The 15,119-nt window shown below is 33.6% G+C and carries 14 protein-coding genes; 8 read left to right on the forward strand and 6 right to left on the reverse strand.

Annotated features, from left to right (window positions below; all coding sequences use genetic code 11):
* The first annotated feature begins 1 nt into the window (after position 1).
* Positions 2–910, forward strand: a complete 909-nt coding sequence (locus tag T367_RS0107425; protein ID WP_027419276.1) for a DUF4846 domain-containing protein — start codon at positions 2–4, stop codon at positions 908–910.
* A 124-nt stretch (positions 911–1,034) separates the two neighbouring features.
* Positions 1,035–2,432 (forward strand): aminotransferase class V-fold PLP-dependent enzyme, encoded by a 1,398-nt coding sequence (locus T367_RS21730; RefSeq protein ID WP_084274345.1) that lies wholly within the window; start codon positions 1,035–1,037, stop codon positions 2,430–2,432.
* Between the two features lie 6 nt (positions 2,433–2,438).
* On the opposite strand, the gene dnaE is transcribed toward T367_RS21730, so the two are convergent.
* Entirely contained in the window at positions 2,439–6,812 is a 4,374-nt protein-coding gene (gene dnaE / locus T367_RS0107435) for a DNA polymerase III subunit alpha (RefSeq protein ID WP_027419277.1), read from the reverse strand.
* A gap of 170 nt (positions 6,813–6,982) precedes the next feature.
* On the opposite strand from dnaE, the gene T367_RS0107440 reads away from it, so the two are divergent.
* Entirely contained in the window at positions 6,983–7,711 is a 729-nt protein-coding gene (locus T367_RS0107440) for a hypothetical protein (RefSeq protein ID WP_027419278.1), read from the forward strand.
* Between the two features lie 16 nt (positions 7,712–7,727).
* Here the strand turns inward: T367_RS0107440 and T367_RS0107445 are convergent, their stop codons facing one another.
* From T367_RS0107445 to T367_RS0107460, 4 genes are all read right to left on the reverse strand, one after another.
* The gene (locus tag T367_RS0107445; RefSeq protein ID WP_157454159.1) at positions 7,728–8,450 is read right to left on the reverse strand and encodes a hypothetical protein; all 723 of its coding nucleotides are present in this window, start codon (positions 8,448–8,450) and stop codon (positions 7,728–7,730) included.
* Between the two features lie 113 nt (positions 8,451–8,563).
* Complete coding sequence (locus T367_RS0107450; RefSeq protein WP_027419280.1) at positions 8,564–9,196, reverse strand: peroxiredoxin; 633 nt, start codon at positions 9,194–9,196, stop codon at positions 8,564–8,566.
* A 151-nt stretch (positions 9,197–9,347) separates the two neighbouring features.
* On the reverse strand, positions 9,348–10,043 hold the full coding sequence (locus tag T367_RS0107455; protein WP_035842869.1) for a ZIP family metal transporter: 696 nt from the start codon (positions 10,041–10,043) through the stop codon (positions 9,348–9,350).
* Between the two features lie 2 nt (positions 10,044–10,045).
* Positions 10,046–10,771, reverse strand: a complete 726-nt coding sequence (locus tag T367_RS0107460) for a class I SAM-dependent DNA methyltransferase (RefSeq protein ID WP_051568430.1) — start codon at positions 10,769–10,771, stop codon at positions 10,046–10,048.
* A 183-nt stretch (positions 10,772–10,954) separates the two neighbouring features.
* Here T367_RS0107460 and T367_RS0107465 point away from each other — a divergent pair, with 183 nt between their 5' ends.
* Genes T367_RS0107465 through coaE form a run of 3 tightly spaced genes read left to right on the forward strand, consistent with a single transcriptional unit; the run spans position 10,955 to position 12,485 of the window.
* Positions 10,955–11,500 (forward strand): SiaB family protein kinase, encoded by a 546-nt coding sequence (locus T367_RS0107465; RefSeq protein WP_027419283.1) that lies wholly within the window; start codon positions 10,955–10,957, stop codon positions 11,498–11,500.
* A gap of 12 nt (positions 11,501–11,512) precedes the next feature.
* Positions 11,513–11,896 (forward strand): DUF1987 domain-containing protein, encoded by a 384-nt coding sequence (locus T367_RS0107470; RefSeq protein WP_027419284.1) that lies wholly within the window; start codon positions 11,513–11,515, stop codon positions 11,894–11,896.
* Positions 11,897–11,903: 7 nt separating this feature from the next.
* Entirely contained in the window at positions 11,904–12,485 is a 582-nt protein-coding gene (gene coaE, locus T367_RS0107475) for a dephospho-CoA kinase (RefSeq protein ID WP_035842872.1), read from the forward strand.
* Here the strand turns inward: coaE and T367_RS0107480 are convergent, their stop codons facing one another.
* The gene (locus tag T367_RS0107480; protein ID WP_027419286.1) at positions 12,486–13,286 is read right to left on the reverse strand and encodes an outer membrane beta-barrel protein; all 801 of its coding nucleotides are present in this window, start codon (positions 13,284–13,286) and stop codon (positions 12,486–12,488) included.
* Positions 13,287–13,321: 35 nt separating this feature from the next.
* Here T367_RS0107480 and T367_RS0107485 point away from each other — a divergent pair, with 35 nt between their 5' ends.
* Complete coding sequence (locus T367_RS0107485; RefSeq protein WP_027419287.1) at positions 13,322–13,882, forward strand: rhomboid family intramembrane serine protease; 561 nt, start codon at positions 13,322–13,324, stop codon at positions 13,880–13,882.
* 261 nt (positions 13,883–14,143) lie between these two features.
* A complete protein-coding gene (locus T367_RS0107490; protein WP_027419288.1) occupies positions 14,144–15,112 on the forward strand; it encodes an AAA family ATPase in 969 nt (322 codons plus the stop codon).
* Positions 15,113–15,119 lie beyond the last annotated feature (7 nt).

Raw genomic sequence — 15,119 nt, forward strand, 5'->3', positions numbered from 1 at the left:
GATGATAAAAAAACGTGCTTCATTTTACAAATTATTCGCTTTACCAGTCATTCTTTTGACCGTTAATAGTTGTGTTGATCAGGAATTTCCGAATGTTATTTCTCCTCAATTAAATGTCAGCAGTCAACCGACTGCGCATCAACAAAGTCCAGTTGATATAATCGATGAAGTTGGGAAAACAATCCTTACTCGTTTTAATGTTCCTCAAGGGTACGAGCGCATTGCGTCAGCAGATAATTCTTTTGGTGCTTATCTTCAAAATCTACCTTTAAAACCACACGGCTCACTTGTTAAATATTATTCAGGTGAAGAGAAGTCCAATTACGGCGTTTATGAAGCTGTTGTTGATCTTGAGATTGGAAAAAGAGATTTACATCAATGTGCGGATGCAATAATGAGATTATGGGCGGAATATTGGTGGGAAAGAGAGATTTATGAACCCATTCATTTTAATTTCACTAATGGTTTTCGCGTTGACTATACCGAGTGGATGAAAGGAAAGAGAATCAGTGTCAAAGGAAGTAAAGCGAGCTGGTATCAAAAGGGATCTGCTTCTAATACCTATAATGACTTTTGGAAATATATGGAAATAGTATTCAGCTATGCTGGAACATTATCCCTATCAAAAGAGCTCAAGCCTGTCCATATAAATGATATGCAAATTGGCGATATATTTATCCAAGGTGGTTCACCAGGACACGCTGTAATTGTTGTCGACATGGCAATAGATACTGTAAACGATAAAAAAGTTTATATGCTGGCACAAAGTTATATGCCTGCGCAAGAGATTCAAATCCTCAAAAACACATCAGGTGATGAAAGTCCTTGGTATGTTTTAAGCGATGTCGAATCTTTCCGAACACCCGAATGGACCTTCAAATCAACTGACCTTAAACGGTTTGAAAAATAATTACTGATAAGTCAATTTCTATCGTCTGCCCTCTATTCGATTAATCTGATTATTTATTGAAGTAATCTATAAATTTTTAAATAGTATTCAATATATTTGAGTCATAGCAACTAAGATATTGAATATGAGTTTTTTTAATTTTTCTAAACGGCAAGAACCAACAGAAGCTCTTGTTCAAATTAAGCATGAATCCTATTTTAACGAATTATTCAATAAAGAATTTAGTCGCTTAGGAAAGCAGAAACATGTTTATCTTGATTATACAGGCGGCGGTTTATATGCAACGATTCAATTAAGAAAACATCACGAAATGCTAGAGAGTTTGGTATTAGGAAATCCTCATTCTTCTAATCCTTCTTCAAAAAAATCAACAGAATTAGTTGAAGAAAGTAGACAAGCTGTACTAGACTTTTTTAATGCTGATGATTATTGCTGTGTCTTTACTCAAAACGCAAGTGGAGCTTTAAAAATTGTTGGTGAATGTTACCCTTTTAATGAAGATGCCTGCTTTAGTTTATTGATGGATAATCACAATTCTGTAAATGGAATTCGAGAATTTGCAGTTAGAAAAAATGCTAAATTCTATTATTGCAATATTCTAAAAGATAACCTGAGACTTGATGAGGATTGTCTTGCTGAACATTTTGATCAACATGATGATGTAAAGAATAAATTATTTGCTTATCCCGCACAATCAAATGTATCCGGTGTAAAACACGATTTAAAATGGGTTAAATATGCTGAAGAAAGAGGATGGGACATATTATTAGATGCAGCAGCATTCGTACCTACTTCAAAATTAGATTTGAGTCAAGTAAAACCATCTTTTGTTGCGATGTCGTTTTACAAAATATTTGGTTATCCAACAGGTTTAGGTTGTTTACTCATAAGAAAAGATAAATTTCATAAATTAGAGAAACCGTGGTTTGCTGGTGGAACAGTCTCAATGGTTTCCAATACAAAAAGCAAACACTTTTTAGCCGAAAGCAATGAAAGGTATGAGGATGGTACTCTTAATTACTTAGATATTCCCGCTATAAAAATCGGCCTAGATTTTATTAAAGGGATCGGTATCGAAAAGATTACTGAAAGAGTTACTGAATTACGAAAATACTTGTACAATGCTTTGAGTGAAATCAAACATGATAATGGCAATGCTGTGGCACGAATTTATGGTCCAACTGATCATCAAAATATTGGTGGAACAATTATTTTTAATGTAATAACCCAAGGGGGTGAAACCATATTTTTTGACGAAGTTGAAAAAGAAGCCAATAAAGAGTTAATCTCACTGCGAACGGGTTGTTTTTGCAATCCTGGAATTGATGAAATCAATAATGAAGTTAGTAGCGCGAAATTAACAGACTTTTATAAGGATCAGAGTAATGTGAACATGAATGATGCTTTAAACTTTTTCGATTTCCAACGCGGTGCAATTCGTATCTCAGTTGGTATTGCAACCAGACAAGTTGATTTAGACAAATTTATTCAATTCATTATCAAGAACTACCAAAATAAATAGCTTGAATTAAGCTTCAAGGCTATATTCAAAAACATTTAAAGCCTCTATCTTTTTAATAAAGTCATTCTCTACCGTTACTTTCATTGTTTTTGAAGGCATTTTAACCCGTGTATTAGATTTATAATCTTTGATCAAAAACTTTAGATGACAGGTTCCTTTATTATCAGAGACCAATGTAAATAAGTTCTCCATTAATTCATCCGTAATATCAGCCGATTCAACTTCTAACCATAGTGATTTTGCTTTTTTACTTTTCAACTCGGTCAACAAGTCCATGGTTTGGATTTTGAATTCTAAACCTTCCCCCCATTTTTTTGCTTGCACACGGCCGACTGTATAAATAAAACGACCAACATCAAGTAAATGTTTGAAGCGTAAATAATCCTCCCCAAAAACAAATAGTCGCGTATTTTCTGTGTAATCTTCAATATCAAAAGTTCCAAAAGGATGTCCATTTTTGGTTCTTCGATGTTGTGCATCTGTAATGATACCTGCCAATCGCAATTCTTGATTCGACAATTTATCCAAGTCAGACAAGTCTGATACGGTACCTTTACAGAAGCTATCTATTTCCAATTTATAATCATCCAATGGGTGACCAGAAATGTATATACCAACTACTTCTTTTTCTTTACTCAATTTGGTCAGCGTAGGCCAATGGTCGACCTTTGGTGGCTGCGGTTCTGGAACATCTACATTTGCTTCACCACCAAACATTGATACTTGCGTCGAATCTTTATTCTCTTGAACACGACTTCCAAACTTCATAATATTCTCTAAGAACATTCGGTTATTTGAATCCTCTGCAAAGTATTGTGCGCGGTGCATTTTGCCAAACGAATCGAAACCTCCTGCTAAGACTAAGCTTTCGAATACCCTTTTATTCATGGCTCTTAAACTCACTCTTGAAGTCACATCGAATACAGAAATAAAATGCCCATTTTCAATTCTTTCTTCCAGAATAGCTTGAACCGGCTTACTTCCAACTCCTTTTATCGCACCCAATCCGAAACGAATAGCTCCAGCTTTATTCACGGTGAACTTATATTCAGATTCATTGATATCAGGACCCAAAACAGGAATACCACCACGTTTACACTCCTCCATAAAAAACGAAACAGACTTGATATCATTCATGTTATTACTCAAAACAGAAGCCATATATTCGGCAGGGTAATGCGCTTTTAGGTAAGCCGTTTGATATGCAATCCAAGCATAACAAGTAGAGTGAGATTTATTAAATGCATAAGCTGCAAAAGCCTCCCAATCAATCCATATTTTCTCTAATTTGGCTTTATCGTGTCCGCGTTCATGCCCTTGTTCCAAGAATTTAGGCTTCATTTTAGCCAGCAAATCGAAACTCTTTTTACCCATTGCTTTACGCAAGGTATCGGCTTCACCTTTAGTAAATCCCGCTAAACTTTGAGACAGGAGCATTACTTGCTCTTGGTAAACAGTAATACCGTATGTTTCTTCTAAGTATTCTTTTGTTGCATCAATATCGTAGACAATTTCTTCGATACCATGTTTACGTCGAATAAATGAAGGAATATATTCTAAAGGACCAGGACGATACAGGGCATTCATGGCAATTAAATCGGCAAATACAGTCGGTTTTAATTCCCGTAAATATTTCTGCATTCCGGCAGATTCGTATTGGAATATACCAACAGTTTCACCGCGTTGGAAAAGTTCATATGTTTTCTCATCATCCAATGGAAAATCATCAGGAATAAGTTCAACACCATGTTTTTCCTTAATTATTTTGACAGCGTCTTTAATTAGGGTCAGTGTTTTTAACCCCAAGAAATCCATCTTCAACAAACCTGCGTCTTCAGCAACTGAATTGTCGAACTGTGTACAGTACATGTCCGAATCCTTTGCTAAAGCAACCGGAACGAATTTTGTAATATCGTCAGGCGTAATAATTACACCACAGGCATGAATCCCGGTATTCCGCATTGAACCTTCAAGAATCACAGCCAACTTCACAACCTCTGCCGACAAATCATTGCCTTCAGCGATTCGTTTTAATTCGTTCGCTCTGTCAATATCATCTTGATTATTACCTAAACTATCTGCTAAAGCCACTTCATCAAAGCTGAAAATCTTTTTCAGTTTCATGTCTGGTATTAACTTCGCTATACGATCGGCTTCATACAATGGTAAATCTAAAACCCTTGCAGTATCCCGAATTGAAGACTTTGCAGCCATTGTACCGTATGTAATAATTTGCGCTACTTGATTCGCGCCATACTTTTCAATTACCCAATCAATAACCCTTTGTCTTCCTTCATCATCAAAATCAATATCAATATCCGGCATCGAAACCCTTTCAGGATTCAAGAACCGCTCAAATAGCAAATCGTAAGCGATTGGATCGACATTCGTAATTCCTGTACAGTAAGCAACTGCCGAACCGGCAGCAGACCCCCTTCCAGGACCGACACTCACGCCCATCTCTCTTGCAGCTGTACAAAAATCTTGTACAATTAAGAAATAACCAGGATACCCAGTATTGGCAATTGTTGCCAACTCAAAATCTAATCTTTCTTTAATTTCCGGTGTTATTTCACCGTATCTTTTTTTAGCTCCTTCGTATGTTAAATGGGCTAAAAAGTTATTCTCTCCTCGTTTTCCACCATCTTCATTATCTTTAGCATCTAGAAATTGCTCAGGAATATCGAAGGCAGGTAATAAAATCTCCCTTGCCAATTCATAAGGCTCACATTTATTGACGATTTCATTCGAATTTTCAATTGCTGTTGGTATATCAGCAAATCGCTTTTTCATTTCGTCAGGTGACTTGAAATAATATTGATCATTTTCTAATCCATATCTAAATCCTCGACCTCGACCAATAGGCGTCGAACGCAATTCACCATCTTTTACACACAATAAAATATCATGTGCAACCGAATCTTTTTGCTCTAAATAATACGTATCATTTGTAGCAAGAATTTTTACATCATGCTCTTTATGGAATCTTAATAAAGTTTCATTAATTCTTGACTCTTCTTCTAATCCATGTCGAATGATTTCTAAATAAAAATCATCACCAAACTGTTCATTATACCACAATAAAGACTCTTCCGCTTGCTTCTCCCCAACATTTAATATTAGACTTGGAATTTCACCACTTGTATTACCAGAAAGACAAATAATATCCTCCTTATGTGCTTCAATAATTGCTTTATCAATTCTTGGCACATAATAAAATCCATCAGTAAATGCTAAAGACGACATTTTTGCCAAATTATGGTAGCCATTTTTATTTTTGGCCAACATAACTACCCTTGCCCCATTGTCCTTATGAGACTTATCGGTATGATCTGCACAAACATTAAATTCACAACCTACAATTGGAACCATCGGTCTTCCTTCAAAAGCTTCCCCTTTTTCCTCTGCAGCAGCTTTTTTCTGTTCAACCGACTTATTATAATTCAATACTTCCCGAACAAAATGGAACGCAGCCATCATATTCCCTGTATCAGTTAAAGCAACTGCGGGCATATTATAAGATGCCGCTTTAGCAACCAAACCTTTAATTTGAATGGTAGACTGTAGGATAGAGAATTGAGAATGATTATGTAAATGTGAAAAACTAACATCTTTTAATCGCTCAGTATTACCAGAAATATCAATTACCTTATCATCGACTTGATCATTCGAACTTAAAGCTTTTAGCTTATCACTTTCTTGCTTTAAATTGACATGCTTAAGTCCTGCAGGCTCTATTTTACTTGTATGTTTTGTGATAAAAGCACGCAAATAATCATCCGTTGCATCAAGTTCTTGACTAGAATAATTACCCGTTCGTAATAATTCAAAGAAACAACGAGTTGTAGCCTCTACATCGGCAGTTGCATTATGTGCTTCGCTAAATGGTATTTGAAATAAATGCTGGTGTAATTCTGTTAGTGTTGGAAGTTTAAATCGACCACCTCTACCTCCAGGTAATTGACATAAGTCTGCCGTTTTTTCAGTACAAGTATCAAGTACTTGCATTTCATTTAATGGTGTTTCCGTTTCTAATCGAACGTACTCACACCCCATTACTTTTAAATCGAAGTCGACATTTTGACCAACCACAAATTTAGCTTTGCCAAGCGCTTCATTAAAACTTTCTAAAACCTCTTTTAGCGGCACACCTTGCTCAGCTGCCAATTCAGTAGAAATACCATGAATTCGTTCTGCATCATATGGAATATTAAATCCATCAGGCTGAATTAAAAAATCTTTATGTTCGATTAATTCCCCTAAATCATCATGCAATTGCCATGCAATTTGAATACACCTTGGCCAGTTATCAGTGTCCGTAATTGGTGCTTTCCAATTTTTTGGTAAGCCCGTTGTTTCGGTATCGAATATTATATACATGGAGACGGTTTTCTACTTTGAAAAATAAGCTCTAAGTTAAGCAAAATAAAGCCCCAATTCGAAATAAGTTTTCAACAGATTTCTAACGAACTGGAACTTCAAAAGGCTCATTACTTTAAGCCCGTTTCAGCAAAATAATTTTAGGTATATTTGAAACAAATAAGAAAATAATGTTTGCATTTCGTTCGATTTTTTCCAGTATTAAATATGCTGTATTATTAGTTTTTAAAAAAAACGTATTGCCTTATTTTATTCCAAGCATTATTCTAGCCGTCTTATTCTACACTGTTGTTTTAGCAGGAGGTTCCATTCAAAGTCGATTGGATTTCATGCAAAATTACTGGGGACTAAAATGGATTTACAGCTTTTTTAATGAGAGTATTAGTTTTATTTCGATCGTCTTTTTTGAATTCATTATTTTAGTTGCCCTCACACCAATCAATTCCATTCTCGCCGAAAAAACGATTGAAGATATAACCGGAATAACCTATCAATTTTCTTGGCGTGTATTAATCAAATCGATTAGAAGAGCTATTGTTGTTTTGACAATTATGTTCTTTTTTCAATTCCTTTTTTTAGCCATTATTTGGATTGCATCAATGTTGCTGGGAAAGGTGTTTTATGAATATGCGAGTATTTTGAATTTATCCTTTTTTATTGGCTTTTCATTTTTTGATTTCGCATTGGAATTGGACGATATAAAAGCAAAGAATAGTTGGGGATTTGCTAAACGAAACTGGTTGTATTGCTTAGTTATTGGGTTGATTTTTTCATGTTCGATTTATATTCCCCAAAAACATGAGATGCTAATGATTTACTTGGTTGGCATAAGCATCGTTCCTCATTTACTTACTATAATCTCAACACATATTTATTATTCGAATAAAGCAAATCTTTAAGAAAAAGAAAAAACAGTTATTGAACAAGTTTAATCTCTTCCGTATAAGAAATAGTGCCACCATCATATTCACCAGTCAAACCTGTCATACCATCAATATTAGTAATATTTAAGGTACTGTGGGCATCAAGTTTCCAAACCATCTCTTTATTTTTTAAACGATCTATATCGTACAATAAGACAAATTCATTTTGGTTAAATTCTCTGACAACAATTTCACGGTCACCACCTTCAAAATCACTGGTTGAAGTATGATTCAATACACTAAATTGAACACGTTCTTTATTCTTGTAATTCCCTTTATTCTTTCCAATAAATGACCAGGTACCTGTCATTTCAAACTGTTCTTTTGTATTGATAATCAAAGTATCATCTGCGATATAAATTTCACTTACCGTTAATCGCGTTAATGATGATGACCAATTACCATCTTTCTCAATAACAAAATTATAATCTGAAATGGTTACATCATCTGGATCTTCAACAATTGACGTTGTCCCTTCATCAACAGTTGTAGTGACTTTAAATACTGTTAATCCGTTAAATACTTCTTCAACCTCAATTTTCTCATCACCATCCACATTCGATGCTAACTTTTCATAACTATCAACTTTCCAAGTACCGGCAAGTCTAGCTTTACGTGAAAGCAAACTAATAAAAGGGTCATTATCACCCTTTTTGCAATTAAACATTGAAAGAGTTACGGTTAACGTAAAAACAAGAATCAGAATTCGCTTCATGCGTTGGTTAAGTTAATTTAAGGAATACTAAATTAACAAAAAAAGCTTCTAGGTGATCATTCTCTAAGAAAATGAGCACTTAGAAGCTTTAAAATATTATATGAATTATTTATCTAGTTTTTAGCTAAATAATCAGCAACACCTTTGTGAGAAGCAGTCATTCCTGACTCACCACTTTGCCAGTTTGCAGGACAAACCTCACCGTGCTCTTCTGTAAACTGTAATGCATCTACCATTCTAATTGCTTCATCAACGTTTCTACCTAAAGGTAAATCATTAACAATTTGATGACGAACAACACCTGCTTTGTCAATTAAGAATAATCCTCTATATGCGATCATTGTATCAGACGCTACTAAACGACCGTCCATATCATAATCATACTCACCTAATAAAACATCATAAGCATCAGCAATTGTCTTATTTGTGTCAGCGATAATTGGATAAGTTACACCTTTAATTCCACCATCATTTTTAGACATTTGCAACCAACCCCAGTGAGATTCTTCTGTATCTGTTGAACAAGCAACGATTTTTACGCCTCGTTTTTCGAATTCATCCAATTTAGATTGAAAAGCATGTAATTCACTCGGGCAAACAAATGTGAAATCCTTTGGATAAAAGAATAAAATCACTTCATTTTTCCCAATAAATTGATCCAATGAAAAATTTTCTACAACTTCTCCGCCATTAATTACTGCTGGTGCAGAAAACGAAGGTGCTTTTTTACCTACTAATACTCCCATTTTTTTTATGTTTTTATATCTAATTTATACTTATGCAAAGATACACAGAATTTGAATGAATATTTATCATTTTTATTTATGCCATGATAAATTTTGTTTATGTCATTGTTATTTTTGATGTAAGCAGATCAAATCGAATTGTTATACTACATTACATCAATAATCCAACAGCAAATCCAGCTATAATCGCAACTAACTTCAGAAAGTTAATTTTATGTCCCTCACTTGATTCGAAAATAATTGTGGTAGCCACATGGAAAAACATACCTATTGCTATTGACAATAGCCAGTTTAAAGACATATTAACAGCAGTTGCAAGCCATTCGCCTAAAACTAAACCTAAAGGTGCCATTAAAGCAAAAACCAATAAATAGAACCAACTTGCCTTTTTAGACATCCCCGAAACATCTAAAATTGTTTTTAGGGCTACAGCAACTGGAATTTTATGCAAAAAAACACCCCAAAAAAGGTTGTCGACATGGTGATGTCCGCCATGATTTAAAGGTATAGCTTCTAGAAAGGCGTGAAGACATAAACTTAAGAAAATAGCTATTGGAAAATGCTTTAAAATTTCATTGCTATGAATATGTGTATGTCCATGTTCTGCCCCTTTTGAGAAGTATTCTAGAATTAATTGCAATAAAAATCCAATCAAGATGAATATACCTGTATTGGGAAATGAGGTATAAGAATCGGGCAAGATATGGGTAAAAATAATGGTCAATAGAAATCCACCGCTAAATGATAAAAGCAATTTAATATTGGTAGATTTCTTTAAAATCGAGACCAATAAACCTCCAATAATTACGGAGCCAATTAAAGTAATTAATTGTTCTACTATTTCCATTATTATAATTTTTCAGCAATAATAATTAATCTTTCCGCATCCTTATCAAAATTGTCTAACTGATAATTACCAAAAGTTTCTTTAATTCTAAAGTTTGCTTTAGTTAGCAATCGCTCAAAATCTTCTAATTCTAATGCTTGAACCTGTTCTTGAAAGGTAAAATCCCTTCCTTTGTCGTTAAAATTTATATCCTTAATTATAAACCCATTCTGCTCAGACTTTTTAATTTCAAATTTGATTCCTTCTATCTCTTTCACTTCGACTGCAAGCATATCTTTTTTGACTTTTATCGCATTAAAAAAATCAATCACCAATAAACCATCAGCGTTTAAGTAAGACGAAATAGAATCAAAAACTTGCAAATTTTCTGAATCATTATTGAAATATCCGAAGCTTGTGAATAAATTTAGCACTAAATCAAACGATCTGTTTTGCATTGGTAAACGCATATCATGAACGAAGAAATCTAAGCGATCATTACTACTTTCTTTCGCTGTTAGAATGCTCTCTTCAGAAAGGTCAACCCCAGTTGTTTTGAACCCTAAAGAATTCACAAGAATACTGTGTCGTCCCTTACCACATGCCAAATCCAAAACAGATTTGTCTTCACTCAAATTTAAATAATTGAATAAATTCCGAATGAAAAGCTCAGCTTCTTCATGGTCCCTATTTTTATATAAAATATGGTAATAATGTGTATCAAACCAAGATTCAAACCACTCCTGCATGCTTATAAATTTGAGCACAAAAGTACAATAGATTTAAATCTAAGCCAAATATCCTGACCTTAAAGCAAAAAAATGAATTTGGAGTATGAATCTTTCTCTTTAGTAACTGGTTGAAAAATATCAATATTGATTGATTCAGAATGGAATTTTAATTTATATATTTGCGAGAAGGATTAAAACTAAGTGAAGACTGTTTACGACATATACCAAATGCTAGAAAAGAAGAATGTGATTCTAGCTTTTCAAGGTGTCATGACGTCTGAATTGTTAACGTCCATTCTTCAGATCATGGAGACTAAAATGGATCGTCTAGAGGAAACACCAAAAATTAAGAAGAAAGTTTTTAATATTTTGGTCGAATGTTTGCAGAATCTTTACCATCATATTGATTTAGATGAAATAGATGATGGTAATAGAGAAGAAAACAGCTCTTTGTTTATGATTGCCAAAACAAATAATATGTATACCATTACGACTGGTAATTACATGAAAAATGCCGAGGTAGAAAACTTAGAGAATAAATTAGGACTTATCAATAGTATGAGTTCTGAAGAATTAAAAACATATTATAAGGAAGTATTAATTCAAGGAACAATGTCTGAAAAAGGGACGGCTGGATTAGGAATGATTGACATTGCTAGAAAATCAGGAAAAAGCCTTGAATTCAACTTCTTAGAAATAAATAAAGACTTAACTTTTTTTAGCCTTTCGGTTAAAATCGCTGATTAATAAAAATGAATTATGGAAAATTTAAATCTAGAAGGATCTGCTAAAACTCCAACAGTAAAATTTGATTCAAAAAGTGGTAAGCTTGAATTGAAAGGAAGATCTATTCCTGAAAATTCAATTGAATTTTATAAACCGCTAAATGATTGGATTGATGGATATGCAACGAATCCAATCGGTGAAACGACTGTTGATATTAAACTAGAGTATTTTAATACATCTTCTTCAAAGTGTATTTTAGATTTATTTAAACAATTAGAAACTTTAAACAAACAAGGCACTGCAGTTAAAGTGAACTGGTATTTTGAGGAAGATGATGAAGATATGGCTGAAGCAGGTGAAGATTATCAAGCGATAATCGATCTACCTTTTGAAATGATTGAAGTAGAAGAAATTTAATTCTATTATGAGATCAATCGGGATAACCGGTGGAATTGGTGCTGGGAAATCAATGATTTGCGGCATTATACAAACTCTAGGTTATCCTGTATTTAATTCCGATAAAGTTGCCAAAAATATTTTGTCGACCGACTCTTCTGTAATTAATCAAATTACTGCCATTTTTGGTGAATCTGCCTATATTAATGGTGTTTATAACAAACCTTTCATAGCCGAATCAATTTTTGGAAATCAAAAATTATTGGAATCTATAAATGCGATTGTACATCCAGCAGTACAAGCCGAATTTAAATCTTGGGCAAGCCAACAATCTTCCAATCTTGTTTTTAATGAAGCTGCCATTCTCTTTGAAACGAACTCTTACCAACGATTCTCAAATACGATTCTAGTTACCAGTCCAATTGATTTACGCATTACACGTATTAAAAAACGAGATAATGTTACTGAAGAACAGGTTTTAGCTAGAATGAGTAAACAGTGGCCTGATGAAAAGAAAATACCTTTAGCTGATTATGTTATTGTCAATGACGAATCTCAATTAATTATCCCTCAAGTATTAGAAACTTTAAAGCAGTTAGAAGCTTTATAATTACATTCTAACATTAAATCCGAAATTTATACTTGTTGCAAACATCTTATGCACTCGTCTAAATGTATCATTGCCATAGGTGTTTAATAAATGACGTCTAAATTCAGGATAAAGCGTCAATCCTATTCTTTCATTGAAATAATAATTCAAACCAATACTTGCTGTTGCCATAAAATTAATACTTACAAAGCCTTCTTTAATAACTTCATCGTCATTCTCATATTCTATCCCTGAGTCGATCGTATAATTACTTTTATAATTGATATTTATAATGTTCAACGGTGTGATTCCAAGTGCTCCGAAGAACTGAAATTTATCCCCCACTGTGTATTGTAACTTAACAGGAATACCGATTTGACGATAATTATTTTTATAGTGAAAAGTAGAATCCGTTGCCTCATCCTTATAATTATATGCCTCAGCATTTGTAAAATAACTAAATCCTATTCCCAATGAGAAATTCTGATTTAATGGAATATAGGTACCAATAGAGAATCCCCCAGAAATTGCGGATTCTTCGTCTTTTAATTTTTCATACTTGTTAAAAACCGATTCGTCTTGAAATGTTCGATACGAGTTCTGTATTAATCCCGTAAGAAAATAAGTACTTCCTGTTAAACTGTCTTTTTCAGTTTTAACTTTCGATTCTTTATTCTTCTTTTTATCTAGTTTCTCGTCCTCTGTAGAAGTCTGTTCGATTTCACCACCAGTAATCTGTGCAAAAGCATTACTATTTATAGTTGAAATAAAAATTAAAACACCAATAAAAACAAAGCTATTTAATCTATATTTGATATTCATTTTACAAAAATAATTAAAGTATTTCGGTCAATACTATGAAAATCACATTTAATTCTCCCGCAATATTAACGTTTTCCTTTATTAGTGCAGCTGTTTATATCCTAACCGGTCCACTTGGCTTATTTAAGTCGGCATTTATCTTATTTCCTGTTTGGGACTTTAGTCATTTTGAATGGTACTTTAGATTATTCTCTAACACTGTTGGCCACGCGAGTAGCAATCATTTAATGGGCAACTTGGCGTTAATTTTGTTATTAGGACCAATAGTTGAAGAAAAGTACGGAAGTAAAAACATGATATTCATGATTCTTATTACCGCTGTGGTAACCTCTTTAATTCATATTAGTTTTTCAAATTCTGCATTGTTAGGAGCTAGTGGTATTGTATTCATGTTGATTCTATTGGTCTCTATGGCTAATTTTAAGAATAATCAAATTCCACTGACCTTTATTTTGATTGTGATCATTTATTTGGGCAAAGAGATTCTGGGCTTTTTTCAAGATGATAATATATCACATACGACACATATTATTGGTGGCCTTTTAGGAGCTGTTTTTGGTTATTTATTCAGTCAAATGAAAATTAAAAAAGGGTAATAATGAAAGAATAACTGATATTGTTAGGAATTCGAACTATTATCATATTCTACTAAACTCTCTTTTCAAAAGTTTGACATTTCATTGAAACAAAAATATTAACTGAATATCTTAAAACAAATAGTGATTCGAAGATAAGCGCATCAAACGATTGCCAATTTGAGTTCTTGATTTTTAAAAAAGCTTAAATTCAAAAACTTATCTTCTATTCCTCTTACAGTGTCGATTGCTTTTGCTATTTTTATACCTCTAAAATAAACTATGCAACAATTATCAGATAAAGAAGGTATTGATCTTCTAGCGAAAAAATTTCAAGTATTAAAAGCAGAAATTCACAAGGTTATTGTCGGGCAAGATGACGTGGTAAATCAAGTAATCATGTCAATATTCAGTCGTGGTCACAGTCTACTTGTAGGTGTTCCTGGTTTGGCTAAAACATTATTAATTCAAACAATTTCTGATGCATTAGGCTTGTCGTTTAAACGAATTCAGTTTACACCTGATTTGATGCCTTCAGATATAGTAGGTTCGGAAATTCTTGACGAAAACAGAACTTTTAAATTTATAAAAGGGCCAATTTTTGCCAATATTGTTTTAGCAGATGAGATCAATAGAACACCGCCAAAAACGCAAGCGGCTTTACTAGAAGCAATGCAGGAAAAAACGGTTACAGCTGCTGGTCAACGTTACGATTTAGACAAACCTTTCTTTGTATTGGCGACACAAAACCCAATTGAGCAAGAAGGAACATATCCTTTACCTGAAGCACAGTTAGACCGTTTTATGTTCAATATTTGGGTAGATTATCCAACATATGCCGAAGAAATTGCGATTGTTAAAAACACTACAAGTGATACAAGTAGTCAATTAAATAAAGTTCTTTCAGGTGAAGAAATTATGTATTTTCAAAATTTAGTTCGACGAATTCCCGTGCCTGAATTGGTGTACGAATATGCCGTTAAACTAGTCGGAAAAACACGTAAGAACAGTGAATTCACGCATCCTTTAACAGAGAAGTATTTGGATTGGGGTGCAGGACCAAGAGCTTCACAATATTTGATTATTGGCGCAAAATGTCATGCAGCAATGAAAGGGAAATATTCTCCAGATATTGAAGATGTTAAAGCTGTTGCATTTGCAATTTTAAGACATCGTATTGTACGTAATTATCGTGCAGAAGCTGAAGGTTTCACAATGGAGAAAATTATTGAAACCTTGATGAACGACTGAGAATAAT

The sequence above is a fragment of the Crocinitomix catalasitica ATCC 23190 genome, assembly GCF_000621625.1.
GTDB classification, from domain to species: domain Bacteria; phylum Bacteroidota; class Bacteroidia; order Flavobacteriales_D; family Crocinitomicaceae; genus Crocinitomix; species Crocinitomix catalasitica.